This window comes from Burkholderia aenigmatica, from assembly GCF_902499175.1.
Classification (GTDB): Bacteria; Pseudomonadota; Gammaproteobacteria; order Burkholderiales; family Burkholderiaceae; genus Burkholderia; species Burkholderia aenigmatica.
Map to the genome: position 1 here is coordinate 1 of NZ_CABVQC010000062.1, position 17186 is coordinate 17186.

At 68.9% G+C, this 17186-nt stretch carries 14 protein-coding genes; 9 read left to right on the plus strand and 5 right to left on the minus strand.

Features of this window, described 5'->3' with window-relative positions; translation table 11 throughout:
• Positions 1 to 45: 45 nt before the first annotated feature.
• Genes BDO18943_RS32530 through BDO18943_RS32545 form a run of 4 tightly spaced genes read left to right on the plus strand, consistent with a single transcriptional unit; the run spans position 46 to position 4618 of the window.
• Entirely contained in the window at positions 46 to 1014 is a 969-nt protein-coding gene (locus BDO18943_RS32530; RefSeq protein ID WP_175025512.1) for an HlyD family secretion protein, read from the plus strand.
• On the plus strand, positions 1011 to 1970 hold the full coding sequence (locus BDO18943_RS32535) for an ABC transporter ATP-binding protein (protein ID WP_175025513.1): 960 nt from the start codon (positions 1011 to 1013) through the stop codon (positions 1968 to 1970). Before BDO18943_RS32530 ends, BDO18943_RS32535 begins: the two co-directional genes overlap by 4 nt.
• Positions 1967 to 3121 (plus strand): ABC transporter permease, encoded by a 1155-nt coding sequence (locus BDO18943_RS32540; RefSeq protein WP_175025514.1) that lies wholly within the window; start codon positions 1967 to 1969, stop codon positions 3119 to 3121. Before BDO18943_RS32535 ends, BDO18943_RS32540 begins: the two co-directional genes overlap by 4 nt.
• A 9-nt stretch (positions 3122 to 3130) precedes the next feature.
• Complete coding sequence (locus BDO18943_RS32545; protein WP_175025515.1) at positions 3131 to 4618, plus strand: efflux transporter outer membrane subunit; 1488 nt, start codon at positions 3131 to 3133, stop codon at positions 4616 to 4618.
• A gap of 139 nt (positions 4619 to 4757) precedes the next feature.
• Here BDO18943_RS32545 and BDO18943_RS32550 read toward each other — a convergent pair whose 3' ends face one another.
• Together BDO18943_RS32550 and BDO18943_RS32555 are read right to left on the minus strand one after the other, a co-directional pair.
• Positions 4758 to 5957, minus strand: a complete 1200-nt coding sequence (locus BDO18943_RS32550) for a porin (protein ID WP_175025516.1) — start codon at positions 5955 to 5957, stop codon at positions 4758 to 4760.
• A 496-nt stretch (positions 5958 to 6453) separates the two neighbouring features.
• Positions 6454 to 7518 carry a phytoene/squalene synthase family protein gene (locus BDO18943_RS32555; protein WP_175025517.1) on the minus strand — a complete coding sequence of 355 codons (1065 nt, stop codon included), beginning with the start codon at positions 7516 to 7518 and terminating at the stop codon, positions 6454 to 6456.
• 374 nt (positions 7519 to 7892) lie between these two features.
• Here BDO18943_RS32555 and BDO18943_RS32560 point away from each other — a divergent pair, with 374 nt between their 5' ends.
• Positions 7893 to 9038 carry a glycerophosphodiester phosphodiesterase gene (locus BDO18943_RS32560; protein WP_175025518.1) on the plus strand — a complete coding sequence of 382 codons (1146 nt, stop codon included), beginning with the start codon at positions 7893 to 7895 and terminating at the stop codon, positions 9036 to 9038.
• A 77-nt stretch (positions 9039 to 9115) separates the two neighbouring features.
• On the opposite strand, the gene BDO18943_RS32565 is transcribed toward BDO18943_RS32560, so the two are convergent.
• On the minus strand, positions 9116 to 10744 hold the full coding sequence (locus tag BDO18943_RS32565) for a rhodanese-related sulfurtransferase (protein WP_175025519.1): 1629 nt from the start codon (positions 10742 to 10744) through the stop codon (positions 9116 to 9118).
• Between the two features lie 103 nt (positions 10745 to 10847).
• Positions 10848 to 11414: a cysteine dioxygenase family protein gene (locus BDO18943_RS32570; RefSeq protein WP_175025520.1), complete on the minus strand. Its 567-nt coding sequence runs from the start codon at positions 11412 to 11414 to the stop codon at positions 10848 to 10850.
• Positions 11415 to 11488: 74 nt separating this feature from the next.
• Here BDO18943_RS32570 and BDO18943_RS32575 point away from each other — a divergent pair, with 74 nt between their 5' ends.
• Positions 11489 to 12406: a LysR family transcriptional regulator gene (locus BDO18943_RS32575; RefSeq protein WP_175025521.1), complete on the plus strand. Its 918-nt coding sequence runs from the start codon at positions 11489 to 11491 to the stop codon at positions 12404 to 12406.
• Between the two features lie 61 nt (positions 12407 to 12467).
• Here BDO18943_RS32575 and BDO18943_RS32580 read toward each other — a convergent pair whose 3' ends face one another.
• The gene (locus BDO18943_RS32580) at positions 12468 to 13862 is read right to left on the minus strand and encodes an acyl-CoA dehydrogenase family protein (RefSeq protein WP_175025522.1); all 1395 of its coding nucleotides are present in this window, start codon (positions 13860 to 13862) and stop codon (positions 12468 to 12470) included.
• A 312-nt stretch (positions 13863 to 14174) separates the two neighbouring features.
• Between BDO18943_RS32580 and BDO18943_RS32585 the strand changes: the two genes are divergently transcribed.
• Genes BDO18943_RS32585 through BDO18943_RS32595 form a run of 3 tightly spaced genes read left to right on the plus strand, consistent with a single transcriptional unit; the run spans position 14175 to position 17183 of the window.
• Positions 14175 to 15260, plus strand: coding sequence for an LLM class flavin-dependent oxidoreductase (locus BDO18943_RS32585; protein ID WP_175025523.1), 1086 nt, complete (start codon positions 14175 to 14177; stop codon positions 15258 to 15260).
• A 22-nt stretch (positions 15261 to 15282) separates the two neighbouring features.
• Positions 15283 to 16122 (plus strand): class II aldolase/adducin family protein, encoded by an 840-nt coding sequence (locus BDO18943_RS32590; RefSeq protein ID WP_175025524.1) that lies wholly within the window; start codon positions 15283 to 15285, stop codon positions 16120 to 16122.
• A 32-nt stretch (positions 16123 to 16154) separates the two neighbouring features.
• Complete coding sequence (locus BDO18943_RS32595; RefSeq protein ID WP_175025525.1) at positions 16155 to 17183, plus strand: ABC transporter substrate-binding protein; 1029 nt, start codon at positions 16155 to 16157, stop codon at positions 17181 to 17183.
• The last annotated feature ends 3 nt before the right edge of the window (positions 17184 to 17186 follow it).

Genomic DNA, 17186 nt, shown 5'->3' on the forward strand with positions numbered 1-17186 from the left:
CGCGCCCCGCGCGCGGGCCCGCTCGCCCTCGCCGCGGAGGCCGTCGTGAACGCGCGCCGCGCGCTGCCGCTCGCGCTCGCCACCGTCGCCGTCGCGCTGCTCGCCGGTTGCGGACGGTCGGCCGGCAACGGCACGACTTATCAGGGCTACGTCGAAGGCGAATTCGTGTACCTGTCGTCGTCGCAATCGGGCACGCTGACGCAATTGTCCGTCGCGCGCGGCCAGACCCTCGCCGCCGGCGCACCGGCGTTCTCGCTCGAAGCCGTCAGCGAAACGGCCGCGCTGCTGCAGGCGCAGCATCAGCTCGCGGCCGCCCGCGCACAGCTTGCCGACCTGCAGACCGGCAAACGCCCGCCGGAAATCGCGGTCACGCAGGCGCAGCTCGCGCAGTCCACCGCGCTGGCCGCGCGAGCCGCCACGCAACTCGCGCGCGATGAAAGCCAGTACGCGGCCGGCGGCCTGTCGAAGCAGCAGCTCGACGATTCGCGCACGTCCGCGCAAACCACAGCCGCGCAGATGCGCGAACTTCAGAAACAGGTCGACGTCGCGCGCCTGCCCGGCCGCGCGCAGCAGGTCGCCGCGCAGGCCGCGCAGGTCGACGCCGCGCAGGCGGCGGTCGCCGAGGCGCAATGGAAGCTCGACCAGAAACGCGTCGCCGCGCCCGCCGCCGGGCGCGTGTACGACACGCTGTATCGCGTCGGCGAATGGGTGCAGGCCGGCAATCCGGTCGTGCAGATGCTGCCGCCGCAAAACCTGAAGGTGCGCTTCTTCGTGCCGGAGGCCGCCGTCGCATCGCTCGCGCCCGGGCGCATGGTCGCGATCCACTGCGACGGCTGTGCGGCCGACGTGCCCGCGCGCATCATCTACGTGTCGAGCGAGGCCGAATACACGCCGCCCGTGATCTACAGCAACGAGAGCCGGACCAAGCTCGTGTTCATGATCGAGGCGCGCCCCGCGGTCGCCGACGCGCCGAAGCTGCACCCGGGCCAGCCCGTCGCCGTGAGGGTGCCATGAACGCGCCGCCGGCACCGTACGCGATCGACGTCGATCGCCTGAACAAGCATTTCGGCGACAAGCACGTCGTGAAGGACGTGACGCTGCGCGTCGCGCGCGGCGAGATCTTCGGCTTTCTCGGGCCGAACGGCAGCGGCAAGACCACGTCGATCCGGATGATGTGCGGGCTGCTCACGCCCGACTCGGGCAGCGGCACCTGCCTCGGCTACGACATCGTGCGCGACAGCGCGCAGATCAAGCGGCGCGTCGGCTACATGACGCAGCGCTTCTCGTACTGGGAAGACCTGTCGATCCGCGAGAACCTCGACTTCGTCGCGCGCGTGTACGGGATGTCCGACCGCAAGGCAGCCGTCGCGCGCGCGCTCGACTCGCTCGGCCTCGCGAGCCGCGCGGACCAGCTCACGGGCGCGCTGTCGGGCGGCTGGAAGCAGCGCCTCGCGCTGGCCGCCTGCATGCTGCACGAGCCAGCGCTGCTGCTGCTCGACGAACCTACGGCCGGCGTCGACCCGGCTGCGCGCCGCGACTTCTGGGAAGAACTGCACCGGCTGGCCGCGCAGGGAATCTCGGTGCTCGTCAGCACGCACTACATGGACGAAGCCGAGCGCTGCCACAAGCTCGCGTATATCGCGTACGGCGAGCTGCTCGCGCAGGGCACGTCGGCGGAGATCGTCGCGTCGCAGGGGCTCGTGACCCGCGCGGTCACCGGCGCGCATCTGAGCGAATTGTCCGCTCGGCTGCGCACGATGCCGGGCGTCGACCAGACGGTCGTGTTCGGCTCGGCGCTGCACGTGAGCGGCCGCGATCGCACGCAGCTCGACGCGACGCTCGCGCAGGTCGCCGCGCAGGCCGACGGGCCCGCCGCGCTGCAGGTCGCGCCGATCGACACCGGGCTCGAGGACGTGTTCATCTTCATGATGGGCCGTGCCTCCGGGCCGTCCGGCGGAGCGTCGTCATGAACACGTGGGCGCGCCTGCGCGACGCGTTCTCGGTCGCCCGCTGGTGGAGCATCGTGCTGAAGGAATTCCTGCAGCTGCGGCGCGACCGCGTGACGTTCGCGATGATCGTCGGCGTGCCGATCATCCAACTCACGCTGTTCGGCTTCGCGATCAACACCGATCCGAAGCACCTGCCCACGGCGGTGATCGTCGCCGATGCGAGCCCGTTCGCGCGCAGCTTCGTCGCCGCGATGCACAATTCCGCGTACTTCGACATCGTCGAGACGCTGCCCGACGAGGCGGCCGGCCGCCATGCGCTCGCGCGCGGCGACGTGCAGTTCGTGCTGAACGTGCCGGCCGACTTCTCGCGACGGCTGCTGCGCGGCGAGCGTCCGTCGCTGCTCGTCGAGGCGGACGCGACCGATCCCGTCGCGACCGCGTCAGCGATCGGCGCGCTACCGGGCCTCGTGCAGCCCGTCGCGGACAAGGACCTGACGGGCCCGCTCGCCTACCTGAACGGCCGCCCGGCCGCGTTCGACGTCGTGCTGCACCGGCTGTACAACCCCGAGGGCATCACGCAGTACAACGTCGTGCCGGGCCTGATGGGCGTGATCCTGACGATGACGATGGTGATGATGACGGGCCTCGCGATCACGCGCGAACGCGAGCGCGGCACGATGGAGAACCTGCTCGCGACGCCCGTGCGGCCGCTCGAGGTGATGACGGGCAAGATCGTCCCGTATGTGCTGATCGGGCTGATCCAGGTGTCGATCATCGTCGCCGCGGCGCGCTTCGTGTTCGATGTGCCGTTCGTCGGCGGCGTGTTCGCGATCTACCTGTCCGCGCTGCTGTTCATCGCCGCGAACCTGACGGTCGGCATTACACTGTCGTCGCTCGCGCAGAACCAGTTGCAGGCGATGCAGCTCGCGGTGTTCTACTTCCTGCCGAACATTCTGCTGTCGGGCTTCATGTTCCCGTTCGCCGGGATGCCGAAGTGGGCGCAGTTCATCGGCAACCTGCTGCCGCTCACCTACTTCAACCGCCTCGTGCGCGGCATCCTGCTGAAAGGCAACGGCTGGAGCGACCTGTGGCCGTCCGTGTGGCCGGTCGCGCTGTTCACCGTCGTCGTGATGGGCGTCGCGCTGCGCTTCTACCGGCGGACGCTCGACTAGGTGCGCACGATGAAACCGGCTTCGCGTCGCCCCTCCCATGCCGTTCACGGCTGCACACTGGCCGCGGCCGCGCTGTTCGTCGCTGGATGCGCGGTCGGGCCGGATTTCCACGCGCCCGATGCGCCGGCCACGCAACGCTACACGCACGGCGAGCCGCCCACGACGACGGCCGCCGCTGGCCCAACCGGCGATACGCAGGCTTTCACGTCGGCCGCGCACACACCTCGGCACTGGTGGACGCAGTTCGATTCCGAACCCCTGAACCGGCTCGTCGATACCGCGTGGCACAACAGCCCGACGCTTGCCGCGGCCCGCGCGCGGCTCGACGAAGCGCGGCAGAACCAGGCGGCCGAAGCCGGCGCGACGATGTTGCCGAAAGTCGATGCGAGCCTCTCCGCCACGCGCGAGCAGGTCGACACGACCGCGTTCGGCCTGCCCGCCAACGTGCCCAGCCCGGGGCCGTTCACGCTTTATGACGCGTCGGTGAGCGTGTCGTACGTGCTCGACGTGTTCGGCGGCAACCGGCGCGCGCTCGAAGCGCTGCGCGCGCAAGTCGACTACCAGGCGTACACGCTCGACGCCGCACGCCTGACGCTCGCTGGCAACGTCGTCGCGACCGCGATCCTGCGCGCGTCGCTCGCGCAGCAGGTCGCGCTCACACGGCAGCTGATCGACGCGCAGACGCAGCAGTTGCGCATCGTCGAAGCGCGTTTCGCGGCGGGTGGCATATCGCAGGCCGACGTGCATGCGCAACGCGCGCTGCTCGCGCAGACGCAGGCATCGCTGCCGCCGCTCGCGGCCCGCCTCGCGCAGTCCGGCCACCGGCTCGCGATTCTGCTCGGCGTGCCGCCGTCCGAAGCCGTGCTGCCTGACCTCACGCTCGATGCGCTCACGCTGCCGCGCACGCTGCCCGTCGCGTTGCCGTCGACGCTCGCGCGCGAACGGCCCGATATCCGCGCGGCCGAAGCCGTACTGCACCAGGCGAGCGCGAACGTCGGCGTGGCCACCGCGAACCTGTATCCGCGCTTGTCGATTTCGGCGGGGATCGGCTCGGAGCGCACGCGCATCGCGGATCTCTTGAGCGGGCTCAACGTGTGGAATGCCGGCCTCGGCCTGACGCAACCGCTCTTTCACGGCGGCGAACTGCGCGCGAAGAAGCGTGCGGCCGAAGCGGCCTACGACGCGGCGTTGGCGAGTTACCGGGAAACCGTGATCGAGGCGCTGCAGCAGGTGGCCGACACGATGCGCGCGGTCGAGCACGACGCGGCGGAACTGCAGGCGAGAGACACCGCCGCGCAGGAGGCGGCGGCCAGCAACAGGATTGCCGGCGACCGTTACGCGGCAGGCGGGATCAGCACGTTCGACCTGCTCGACGCGCAGCGGCAGACGCTGCAGACGGCGCTCGACCGTACACGCGCGCAGGCCGACCGGCTCGCCGATACGGCGGCGCTGTTCCAGGCGCTGGCGGGAAGCTGGACGGATGACACGGCGGAGTGAGCGAGTGATGCGGGCTCGACGCAGCACGTCTGGCGATCGCGGCGCGGCAGTCGCACGAATCGCGCGGACATAAAAAAACCGGCCCGAAGGCCGGTTTTCATACCGCATGCCGCAAGCGGCGCTCGCGCGCCGCGCGACATCAGAAGCGGTGGATCATGCCGACGCCGACGGCGATCTGGTTCTGGCCCGCGCCAGCTGCCACGCCATCGCCGATCTGGGTCGTTGCCGAGACGATAGCGCCCGACTTGTTCAGCGTGTTGCCGCTGGCGTGCTGGTAAGCCTCGAGTGCGTACAGGCCCGTGCGCTTCGACAGGCTGTAGTACTGCGACAGCGTGACCTGGTGGTACTTGGCCGAGCTCGAGATGCCGTTCGACTGCGTTGCCGCCGTGTACGAGTAGCCCGCTGCGAAGTCCCACTGAGCGGCTGCCTTCCAGTGCAGCACGGCGCCTGCCGTGTTGAAGATCGCCGTGTTGCGGAACGCCGAGCCGACGCCCGGGGTGTACTGGACGTTCGTGTACGACGCCGAGATGTCCCACGCCGGCGTGAACTGGTAGCCCGCCGTCACACCGATGCGCTGCTGCGATTGCGCCGTCGCGTAGCCGATGTTGAGCGCGCCCACGGCCGGCTGACCGCCGCTCGTGACCGTCGAGTTGTCGCCCCACACGCCGCCGCCGAGCGTCGAGTTGTTGACCTTCTGGTAGCCGACTGCGATGCCTGCCGGGCCGTTCAGGTACTGGATCGCCGCGCTCCACGTCGAGCCGCGGTTCACGCTGCCCGGCACACCACCGAACGAGTACGAACCACCAACCGTGAAGCCGTAGAGCTTCGGCGACATGTAGACGAGCGAGTTGTTCGCGCGGTAGCTGGTATCCAGCGAGTCGATATCACCCGGGTGCGCGCCGTATGCGCCCGTCAGCCACGTCGTCGGGCTGTACGGCGACAGCAGCGTGTAGTACGCGGTGTACTGGCGGCCGGCCGTCAGCGTACCGTACGCCTGGTTCGTCAATCCGACCCATGCCTGACGGGTGAAGATGCCGCCCGTCCATTGCGATGCGCCGGTTGCGGTGTTCACGCCCGCTTCCAACTGGAAGATCGCCTTCGTGCCGCCGCCGAGGTCTTCGCTGCCCTTCAGGCCGAAACGGCTGCCTGCCCACACGCCGGTGGACATCGACACCTTCGAATGGCCACCGCTCGTGACGCCGGCCGACGGAGCCGCGTTGTTCTGGTAAGCCAGACCGTTATCGACGATACCGTACAGGGTCACGCTGCTCTGGGCGTGAGCGGCGGTAGCGGCTGCAAGGCCAGCTGCCGTCATGGCAACAGCGACGCGCTTTTTCATTGATTCTCCGTCCTCAAAGAATGTTTCTTTTGTGGTGTGGTTTTATGATCTGACACATGTGCGAGTACATGCCGGCGCAATTCTGACGGATTACCGATTATTTCCCAACACGTGCGGTCGGTCATCGTATGATCGACGCAACGCGCGGGTTCACCAAACGGTTACATAACACCTTGAAACGCTTGCGCTGCGGGCCTCTCCGGCATTTCCCGGTGAAAACCCTAGCTTTACATTTTTACGGGTGCAACGAGACCGTCGGATGTCGTCAGATGCCTTCGGCAAAATCCATCTTACAAACGCGCGACCGCGGCTGACGCCACGATTCACGCCGCCGCGCAGGATCGCTGACGTTCATGACACCCACATTTCGTGACACGAAATAATGAAAACGTTTTAGTCGAAGCTTGGGGGATGGACAGTTGGACGGGAGCGGCCCGGCGAACGCGGGCCGACAGGCGACGCCGGCATCTGTCGTACCGGCGTCGTTCAGTGCGACTCAGCGCGTGGCCGGTTGCACCAGATGCGCTTCCACCGCGTCGGTGAGCGCGGTCATGCGCGCGCGAATCGCGGCGTTCGAGCCGACCAGCGCGAGCGACGACGCCATGATCCGGTAGACGCGCTTTCTCGGCACCTTGGCCGGCTTGACCGGATCGAGCCACGCCGCGTGGCCGGCCAGCAGTTCGAGCGTTTCGAGGCCGATCATGATCGGCCACAGGCATGCGAGCCTCAGCCGCACGAAGCGGCGCGGGATCGCGAGCGTATACAGGCACGCGTCGCGATACTGGTCGAGCGACACCCGCAGCAGGTCGACGAGTACGCCGCGCGCACGCGCGGACGCATCGGGCGACATCAGGTCGGCGACGCCGAGCCCGTGCGCAGCCAGCACGTCGTCGGGCAGGTAGCAGCGGCCGATGCGCAGATCCTTCCCGCAGTCGCGCAGGATGTTGGTCATCTGCAGCGCCTTGCCGAAACGGATGCCCTTCTCGCACATGTCCGGCAGGTTCCAGCCACGCGCGGCCGGCGTGTGCATGCCCGTCATGTCGGTCCAGAACTCGCCCACGCAGCCGGCGACGAGATACGTGTAGCGGTCGAGTTCGTCGCGCGTCGGCAGCGACGCGACCTGCCCCGACTGCTCGTCGGGGAACGTGCGCAGGTCGAACACCATCCCCGCCGTCAGCGTCGCAACGACCTTGCGGATCGACGCGCGATCGGCGTCCGGCTGCGCGCGCAGCAGCGCGAGCATCGGCTCGATCGAGCCGAGCAGCACGTGCTCGTGCGAATCGGTCTGCATCCGCGTCACGTCCGCGAGCGCACGCGACAGTGCAACGCCGTCGCCGAGCCGTTCGACCTCGTCGCGCAGGTCGGTCAGCAACGCGGCCCGGCGATCGGGGGCGACGAGCGCCGTGTCGGCGATCGTGTCGGCCGCGCGCGCGAGCAGGTACGCAAGGCCGACCGGGTTGCGCATGCCGTCGGGCAGCACGCGCAGCGTCAGGTAGAAGGAGCGGGAAACGTTCTTCAGCAGGTCGCCGAGCAGGTAGGCAGAGTCGGTTCGAGTCGTCATGGGTCGGGAAAAATCGGCCGGCGCGGCCCGGGACGCACACGGGCGCCGGGCGCCCGCGCTGGCCCGCGAGTCGCCGCATCGTCGCGCCAGGCGGGCGTCGGACCCGGCGCAGCGATGCAAAATTCCCGCAAGTTTAGTGCATCCGGCGCGCGGCCTGCCTCAGACGGGCGGAATGCGTCGCACATCAAGCCACCGCCAACCGCCTTGCTGCGAGCATCGCGCCCTAAAAATATGCAACGGAAAGGCACAAGTAATACATATGTAATTATTCGGTGCGACGATCGCGTCCCATTCGACTCCGTGCGACACGGTGCGACAGCCGCGCCGCCTGAGCGACCGCCCCTTTCCGACTCCCGTTTCGAAGGTTCACGACCATGCTCTTCAAGCGCCCGACCTCCCTGCGTTACGTCCCGTTCGCGTGCGCCGCCGCGTTCCTGCTCGCCGCATGCGGCGGCGACGACGACGTCGCGTCCGATCCCACCCAGCCGATTTCCGCGAAGGTCCAGGTGGTCGGCCATCGCGGCGCAAGTGCGCTGCGCCCCGAACACACGCTCGCGTCGTACCGCAAGGCGATCGAGGACGGCGCGGACGTGATCGAGCCCGACCTCGTGTCGACCCGCGACGGCGTGCTCGTCGCGCGTCACGAGAACGAGATCTCGGGCACGACGAACGTGTCGACGCTGCCGCAGTTTGCGAGCCGCAAGGCGACCAAGACGATCGACGGCGCGGAGCTGACAGGCTGGTTCACCGAGGATTTCACGCTCGCCGAGCTGAAGACGCTGCGTGCCCGCGAGCGCATTCCGCAGGTCCGCCCCGCGAACACCGCTTACAACGACCAGTTCGAGATTCCGACGTTCGACGAGATCGTCGCGCTCGCGAAGCAGATGTCCGCGCAGACCGGCCGCACGATCCACCTGTATCCGGAAACCAAGCATCCGACCTACTTCCAGTCGATCAACCTGCCGCTCGAAGACCGTCTCGTCGATGCGCTGCTGAAGGATGCGTACACGGCGCGCACGGCGACCGTCTACATCCAGTCGTTCGAGGTCGCGAACCTGAAGACGATTCGCAACCGGATCAAGTCGAGCCAGCCGAACTGGAAGCTCGTGCAGTTGATGGACGAAGCCGGCCAGCGCCCGTACGACTTCGTGAAAGCGAACGACAAGCGCACCTACGGCGACCTGTCGACGCGCGACGGCATGCGCGAGATCGCGACCTATGCGAACGGCGTCGGCCCGTACAAGACATCGATCATCGCCGTCGCCGCGGACGGCACGCTGCAGCAGCCGACGCCGTACGTGCGCTACGCGCACGAGGCCGGCCTCGTCGTGCATCCGTACACGTTCCGCCCGGAGAACAACTTCCTGCCCGCGTCGCTGAAGGACGGCGGCACGCCGGCCACGCGCAACACCGCCGGCTCGGTGCGCGAGATCCAGGCGTACCTGCGCGCGGGCATCGACGGCTTCTTCACCGACGATCCGGCCGTCGGCCGCACGGCCGTCGATACGTTCAAGCGCTGATCGCGCAGCACGTGCCCGAGAGCCGGTAGCCGGGCGCGGCGCACAGCGTGCCGCCGCGCCCGGTAGCGCCGTATCGGTCAGATCACGCTGAAGTGATGCGTGCCGTCCCGCTTCAACTGATCGACCAGTCCGTACTCCCAGTCGAGATACGCCTGCATCGCCGCCGCCGCGTTGTCGGTGCCTTCGTACGGGCGCCGGTAGCGATCGACGCGCGGTGACGCGAGATGCGTCTCGCCGCTTTCGAGCGGCAGCCCGGCCTCGATCCATGCGGCGGTGCCGCCGGTCAGCACCGAAATGTCGGCCGAAGCCGGCAGCAGCGCACGCGCGTCGTCCGCCGCGAATCGCGCCAGCAGGCTCGATCCGCATGTGAACACATAGCGCTTCGCGGGCGGAATCGCCGCGAGCGCGTCGCGCAACTGCGCACGCACCACGAACCACGCGCCCGGGATATGGCGCTTCACGTAGTTCGCGCTGGCCGTTACGTCGACGATCGCCAGCTCGCCGGGTGCAGCCTCCTTCAGCCAGCCCGCGAGCGTCGCGGGCGATACGTCCGTCACGGGCGGCGTCGCCGGCACGTCGCGCGGCGGTTGGCCGCGCTCGCCGAATTTCGCCGTGCCGTCCTCCGGTTCGACGACACGCACGTCCCAGCCCATCTGCGCGAGCCACGACGCGGTCATGTCGGCGCGCACGCCGTCGTCGTCGGCGAGCACGATCCGCGCGCCGCGCACGGCCGCGTGATGATCGGTTTCCTGCACGAGCTGGCCGCCCGGCGTGCTCAGGAAGCCCGGCAGATGGCCGGCTTCGTATTCCTCCGGCGTGCGCACGTCGAAGCGGTACAACGTGCGGCCCGGTTCGTCGAGCGCGGCGACATCCGCGAGCGCGATGCGTGGCACGCCCGCGCGCTCAGCGACCGCGCGCGCCGCCTGGCGCGCGTCGGCACGCTGCGTCGCGTCGATGTCGTCCGGAAAGCGGCGCGCGGCGCCACGCTCGAGCGTCTGTCCCGCGAGCGTCCAGCCGATCGTGCCGTTGCGCAGCGCGGCGACCGCATTCGGCAGCCCCGCGTTGACGAGCGACTGCGTGCCGATGATGCTGCGCGTGCGGCCCGCACAGTTGACGATCACCTGCGTCGCCGGGTTCGGCGCCAGCGCGCGCACACGCAGCACGAGTTCCGCGCCCGGCACGCTCGTCGACGTCGGGATGTTCATCGTCTGGTATTCGTCGAAACGGCGCGCGTCGACGATCACGACGTCGGCCTTCGCGTCGATCAGCGCCTGCACCTCCTGTGCGGACAGCGACGGCGTGTGCCGCTCGGCCTCGACCCATTCGCCGAACGACTTGCTCGGCACGTTCACGTCGATGAACAGTTCGCCGCCCGCGGCGAGCCAGCCCGCGAGGCCGCCATCGAGCAGCCGCACGTTGGAGTAGCCCAGTTGCGCGAGCTTGGCGGCCGCGCGCGGCGCGAGATCCTCGCCGCCCGCTTCACCGAACACGACGATCGGCGTGTCGCGGCGCGGAATCCGCGTCCACGCATCGAGTTCGAGTTTCGACAGCGGAAAGTTGGCGGCCCACAGCGGGTGGCCCTGCGCGTACGGATCTTCCTCGCGTACGTCGATCAGCGCGATCTCGTCGCGGGCAAGCAGGCGTGCGCGCACGTCCTGGTACGACGCGACGGGAAAGCGGGAAATGGAATCGGCGGATTGCGTCACGGTGTCTCTGTCTTGAATGCGTTGAAGTCGGTGAAGAAAGCGGAACGGATGAATCTTGGGCCTGATGGTGTGTGCGGGCAACCGGTCGCGCACACGCGTTGCATCAGGCGTTCGAATAGCCTGACACGAAAGGCTTCACGGTACCGTCGTCCAGGAACACCGCGCGCTCGACCTTGCCGATGTTCGCGCCGTACACGTGGATGCTGATCGAGACCTGATCGTCGAACGCGTTGGTCACGCGATGGACGTCGCCGATGCGCGGCGACACGGCCTCGATTTCGCCCGGCTGCAGCCGCACGGCTTCACCGGACGGCACGGGCTTGCCCGCTGCGTCGAACCGGTACGGCTGCGAGATTTCGGCGCCGCGCAGCATCCCGATCAGCCCCCACACCGTGTGGTTGTGGATCGGCGTCGTCTGGCCAGGGCCCCACACGAAGCTGACGACCGAGAACCGCTCGTCCGGGTCGAGATGCAGCAGGTACTGCCGATAGCGCGCGGGGTCGGGCTGCGCGAATGCGTCGGGCAACCAGTCGTCGTGTTCGACGAGCGCGGCCAGCAATGCGCCGCCCTCGTCGAGAATGCGCGCCTCGTTCGCGCCGGACGCGAGCAGCGCGCCCAGACCGTCGACGAACGGCCGCAGCGGCGTCTGATGCAACGAAAGCGTACTCATCGGCTGGCTCCTCGAATATGATGCCGAATATGATGGATCGTCATGATGCACCCGAAAGACCATGCAGAACAAACATGAAAATTAGCGATATCGACGCTTTTGCAGCGGTCGTCCGCTGCCAGACCCTGAGCCTGGCCGCGGCCGAGCTCGGGATGACGCAGCCCGCGATCACGCGGCGCGTCCAGAATCTCGAGGAAGCGCTCGGCGTGATCCTGCTCGATCGCAACACGAAGCCGCCGCGCCCGACCGACATCGGCCGGCGGGTCTTCGAACAGTGTCGCGCAATCCTGCGCGAAGTCGATGCGCTGCGCGAGCTGACGGCCGGCGAGCAGCCGCCCGCCGGCGAATTCCGGGTCGGGCTCACGCAGGGCCTCGGCGAGCTGATGCTGCCCGCACTGATCGCCGAACTCGCCGCGCAGTGGCCCGCGCTCGCGACGCAGGTCACAACCGCGTGGGGCGGCATGCTGGTCGAACGCGTCGCCCGCCGCGAACTCGATGCGGCGCTCGTGTTCCTCGCGCGCGAGATGGTGCTGCCGGCGCAGGTCGAGGGCGAACGGTTGCTGGCCACGCGGCTCGTCGCGGTCGGCCGCAAGGGCGACTGGCCGCGCCGCAGTTACCGGCTCGCCGATTGCCACGCGCATGGCTGGGTGCTCAACCCCGACGGCTGCGGCTTTCGCGCGGGCTTGCGGCGCGCGCTCGACGCGCAGGGCCTGCCGATGCCGGTCACGCTCGACACCTACGGCCGCGACCTGCAGTTGCAGAGCGTCGCGAACGGCTTCGGTATCGGGCTGATGCCGCTGCCGCTCGTCGAAGGCAGCCCGCTGCGCGATGCGCTCGACATCGTGCCGCTCACCGATTTCAAGCCGCAGATCGATCTGTGGTTGCTGCGCCGGCACGATGCGGCCCGCTTCGACGCGCCGCTCGCAGCCGTTGCCGCGCATGCGCGCACGGCGTTTGCATTGCCCGAGCAGGCGCACGGCAAGGCTGCGTGACCGTACCGGGCGGCGACGGCATCGCGCTGCCCGATCGACGCCCGCGCCAGCCCTGCTCCGCTCACGCATCGCCGCGGCCGCGTTCGGTCTCGTTGACCGACGCCCCGCCCGTCTCCGTTTCGCCCTTCGTCTCGCCCTTCGTTTCGCCCTTCGTTTCGCCCCTCGCCTCGCCCTTCGTTTCGCCCCGGCTCACCGCTTCCAGCACCGCACGCCCGGCCGCCACCGCGATCGCATCGTCCTGCGGCGTATGCACGCGGCTGCACAGCACGTCGCGATAGTGGCGTTCGAGTGGATTGGCGCGGCTCAGCCCGTGATTGCCCGACAGCTTCAGCGCCTGCTCGACCACGCGGATCGCGTGTTCGGTCACGGTCCGCTTGACGAGGCCGCTCGTCGTGACCGGCGGCACATTGCCCGCGTCGGTGCGCGCGATGTGCGCGTCGAGCAGCACGCGGTTCGCATGCAGCCAGCCCTCGATTTCGCCGACTGCTTCCTGTACGCGCGGCAGCGTTGCAAGCGGTGCACCCAGCCCGCTCGGCGCACGCGTCGTCGCGAACCCGACCAGCCAGTCGCGCGACGCACGCGCCACCGCGTCGTACAGGCTGCCGAGCAACGCGACCATCCACGCCTGCTGGTCGGCCTGTGCGTCCGCATCCGCGTGGGTCGCGGCCGACACGGCCCATGCGTCCGGCGCGCGTACGTCGACCGCGTGATCCGCCGGCAGCCACACGTCGTCGAACACGACCTCGTGGCTGCCCGACGCACGCAGGCCGAGGTGATTCCAGCTTTCGATCACGCGGATGCGGTCGCCATCCGCATCGCGGTCGCGCGGCACGAGAAACACGCCGACCCGCGGCGCCGGTTCATCGGTGCGCGCCCACACGGCCAGCCAGCGCAGCGCCGGGATCCCGGTGCTGTACAGCTTGTGGCCGGACAACCGCCAGCCGTCGCCGTCACGCCGAGCAATGGTTTCCGGCAGGCCGCCGCGCGACGGCGAGCCGAGCGCGGGCTCGACGCGCAGCGCGTTGATCAGCGCGCCCTGTGCGACCGCGCTGTCGAACACCGCCCGCCGTACCTCAGCAGGCCAGCGGTTGTCGGCACGGCCGAGCGCGCGATGCTGCAGGTACGTCATCGTCAGCACCAGCGCGGTCGCCGGATCGGCCCGCGCGACGGCGGCCACGATCCGGCTCGCCTGCGCGAGCGTCGCACCGGCGCCGCCATGCTCGCGCGGCACGACCTGCGCAATCAGCCCCGCGCGGTGCAGCCGAGCGAAGTTCTCGTGCGGAAAGCGGCCGTCGACGTCGTTGCGCGCCGCATCGGCAGCCAGTGCCGGCGCGAGGCGGTCGAGCAGCGCGGCGACGCGCGCATCGTCGGAATCGGCGTCGGCATCATCGGTGGGCAGGAGGCGCAGCGAAGGCGGCGGCGAGGATGGCGAAGAAGCGGCAAGGCTGGCGGACATCGAAACGGATTCCCTGGGTAATACGGCAAGACGGCAGTTGTGGCAAACGCCGCAACAGCGGCAATCGATCGCCACGCGGCGCGGCTTCTCATGAAGTCGGCAAACCGGAACACGCAGCGCCGGATGCGCCGGCGCCCGCGCGCCCGATCGTTCGTGAGCCCACAGCGTAGGCGCAGCGCACCCCCGCCCAAACCATGCAAATCTGATATTCAAATCGGGATTGATTATTTCCATTCCGCATGATCGCGGCGTTAACCTGCGCTCCATTCCTGCCCGGCCGCGTGCCGGGACGTCCCTGCACCGGAGACCCAGATGAGCGTCGAATTCATCGGCATGATCCAGAGCCAGAAGCAGTCGGAGATCCACCCGCCGTCCGGCCCTGTCGTCGATCCCGATTACGTGCGCGACTTTGCACGTGCCCACGAGACGGCCGGCTTCGACCGGATCCTCGTGCCGCACCACTCGACCGGCCCGTCGGCCACGCTGACGATCGCGTTCGCGGCGGCCGCGACCGAACGCATTCACTTCATGCTCGCGCATCGCCCGGGTTTCACCGCGCCGACGCTCGCCGCGCGGCAGATCGCGACGCTCGACCAGTTCAGCCGCGGCCGGCTCGCCGTGCACTTCATCTCCGGCGGCTCGGACAGCGAACAGCAACGCGACGGCGATTTCCTCGACCACGACGCGCGCTATGCGCGCACCGACGAATACCTCGGCATCCTGCGGCGGATCTGGACCGAAGCGCAGCCGTTCGATCACGACGGCGCGCACTACCGGTTCACGCAGGGCTTTTCGGAAGTGAAGCCGTACCAGCAACCGCATGTGCCGATCTATTTCGGCGGCGCATCGGAAGCCGCGCTCGAAGTGGCCGGCAAGCACGCGGACGTCTACGCGCTGTGGGGCGAATCGCTCGACCAGGTGCGCGACCTGACGACGCGCGTGCGCGCCGAAGCCGCGAAGCACGGCCGGCAGGTACGCTTCTCCGTGTCGTTCCGGCCGATCCTCGCCGCGACCGAGGACGAAGCGTGGGCGCGCGCACATCGCATCCTCGACGAAACGCGCCGGCTGCGCGAAGCGGCCGGCCTCGGCACCGGCGGCCCGCAACAGAGCGAAGGCGCGCGCCGCCTGCTGGCCGCGGCCGATCGCGGCTCGCGCGTCGACAAGCGGCTGTGGACCGAGATCGCGAAGCTCACCGGCGCGCGCTCGAATTCGACGGCGCTCGTGGGCACACCCGAGCAGGTCGCCGATGCGCTGCTCGACTACTACGACCTCGGCGTCACGACGTTCCTGATTCGCGGCTTCGATCCGCTCGAAGACGCGATCGACTACGGCCGCGAACTGATTCCGCGCGTGCGCAGCGCCGTCGCCGCACGCGACGCGGCACGCCGCGCAGCCTGACGCAACCCGGGAGATCCATCCGATGTCCGCCGTTCTGTCCACGCCCGAACGCAGTGCGTCGGGCCTCACGCTCGCCGCGTCGCCGCGCCAGCATTTCTGGTTCGATTCGCCGGCACCGCGCATCGACGTCGCCGCCGAGCGCCGTCACCGTCAGGAACGGCTCGCGGCCGCGTTCCGCCTGTTCGCACGCTTCGGCTTCGCGCAGGGGCTCGCCGGCCACATCACCGCGCGCGACCCCGAACTGCCCGACCACTTCTGGGTGAATCCGCTCGGCGTGCATTTCTCGCAGATCAAGGTGTCCGACCTGCTGCTCGTCAACGCGCGCGGCGAAACCGCGATCGGCACGCGGCCGCTGAACAAGGCCGCGTTCGCGATCCATGCTGCGATCCACGACGCGCATCCGCACATCGTCGCCGCCGCGCATACGCATTCGACCTACGGCAAGGCATGGTCGACGCTCGGCCGCCCGCTCGATCCGCTCACGCAGGACGCGTGCGTGTTCTACGAAGACCACGCGCTGTTCGACGACTTCACGGGGATGGTCGTCGACACCAGCGAAGGCGCACGGATCGCCGATGCGCTGGCGAAGCCCGACGGCACCACGCACAAGGGCGCAATCCTGAAGAACCACGGGATCCTGACCGCCGGCCCGACGGTCGAGGCCGCCGCGTGGTGGTACATCGCGCTCGACAACGCCGCGCACACGCAGTTGCTGGCCGAGGCGGCCGGCACGCCGCAGCCGATCGATCCCGCGACCGCGCGCCACACGCATGGCCAGATCGGCGGCCCCGAGGGCGCGCTGCACGCATTCGACAGCCTGTTCGCGCGCGTCGTCGCCGACGAACCCGACCTGTTCGACTGAGCGCCTTTTCGCATGACCGGAGACCAGACCCCATGACCCGAACCACCGCGCCCGCCGACACGCACGACAACAAACGCCGCAAGCTGCTGCGCGCCGCCGGCGCCGTCGCGCTCGCCGCGCCCGCGATCACGCTGGGCCGCAAGGCCTGGTCCGCGCCGCCGCTGAAGAAGCTCACGTTCGCGTGGAACCAGAACGCGTTCTGCCTGACGCCGATCGTCGTCGCGCAGGAGCGCGGCTTCTTCGAGAAGAACGGCCTGAAGGTCGAGCTGATCAACTACAGCGGCTCGACCGACCAGTTGCTCGAATCGATCGCGACCGGCAAGGCCGATGCGGCGGTCGGGATGATCCACCGCTGGCTGAAGCCGCTCGAAGCCGGCTTCGACGTGAAGATCATCGGCAGCTCGCATGGCGGCTGCGTGCGGCTGCTCGGCGCGAAGGCGGCCGGCGTGACGACGCTGCAGGCGCTGAAGGGCAAGACGGTCGGCGTCAGCGATCTGGCCGCGCCCGGCAAGCATTTCTTCTCGATCCTGCTCGCGAAGAACGGCATCGATCCCGAGCGCGACATCACGTGGCGGCAGTATCCGGCCGACCTGCTCGGCGTCGCGGTCGACAAGGGCGAGATCCACGCGATCGCCGACGGCGACCCGAACCTCTATCTGCTCGAAAAGCGCAGCAACGGCGCGTATACGGAGCTCGCGACGAACCTGTCCGGCGAATACGCGCGCAAGGTGTGCTGCGTGATCGGCGCGCGCGGCGACCTCGTGCGCAACGACCGGCCGTCGGCCGCCGCGCTCGCGCGCTCGATCGTGCAGGCCACCGAATTCACGCACGACAACCCGAACGAAGCCGCGAAGGTGTTCGCGAAGTATTCGCCGAAGATCAGCCCCGAGGACCTGCGCAAGCTCTACGCGACGCTCACCTACAACCACCACCCGACCAACGTCGACCTGCAGCAGGAAATCGCGTTCTATGCGGACGACTTCCGCCGTATCAGCGTGCTGAAGAAGAGCACCGACCCGCAGCGCTTCGCGCAGCAGGTCTATGCGAACGTGCTGGGGTAACGC

What these genes read in the sequence shown, in the direction of transcription:
- BDO18943_RS32535 (WP_175025513.1), top strand. Translation starts at nt 1,011, where the DNA reads ATGAACGCGCCGCCGGCACCGTACGCGATCGACGTCGATCGCCTGAAC.
- BDO18943_RS32540 (WP_175025514.1), top strand. Translation starts at nt 1,967, where the DNA reads ATGAACACGTGGGCGCGCCTGCGCGACGCGTTCTCGGTCGCCCGCTGG.
- BDO18943_RS32545 (WP_175025515.1), top strand. Translation starts at nt 3,131, where the DNA reads ATGAAACCGGCTTCGCGTCGCCCCTCCCATGCCGTTCACGGCTGCACA.
- BDO18943_RS32550 (WP_175025516.1), bottom strand. Translation starts at nt 5,957, where the DNA reads ATGAAAAAGCGCGTCGCTGTTGCCATGACGGCAGCTGGCCTTGCAGCC.
- BDO18943_RS32555 (WP_175025517.1), bottom strand. Translation starts at nt 7,518, where the DNA reads ATGACGACTCGAACCGACTCTGCCTACCTGCTCGGCGACCTGCTGAAG.
- BDO18943_RS32560 (WP_175025518.1), top strand. Translation starts at nt 7,893, where the DNA reads ATGCTCTTCAAGCGCCCGACCTCCCTGCGTTACGTCCCGTTCGCGTGC.
- BDO18943_RS32570 (WP_175025520.1), bottom strand. Translation starts at nt 11,414, where the DNA reads ATGAGTACGCTTTCGTTGCATCAGACGCCGCTGCGGCCGTTCGTCGAC.
- BDO18943_RS32575 (WP_175025521.1), top strand. Translation starts at nt 11,489, where the DNA reads ATGAAAATTAGCGATATCGACGCTTTTGCAGCGGTCGTCCGCTGCCAG.
- BDO18943_RS32580 (WP_175025522.1), bottom strand. Translation starts at nt 13,862, where the DNA reads ATGTCCGCCAGCCTTGCCGCTTCTTCGCCATCCTCGCCGCCGCCTTCG.
- BDO18943_RS32585 (WP_175025523.1), top strand. Translation starts at nt 14,175, where the DNA reads ATGAGCGTCGAATTCATCGGCATGATCCAGAGCCAGAAGCAGTCGGAG.
- BDO18943_RS32590 (WP_175025524.1), top strand. Translation starts at nt 15,283, where the DNA reads ATGTCCGCCGTTCTGTCCACGCCCGAACGCAGTGCGTCGGGCCTCACG.
- BDO18943_RS32595 (WP_175025525.1), top strand. Translation starts at nt 16,155, where the DNA reads ATGACCCGAACCACCGCGCCCGCCGACACGCACGACAACAAACGCCGC.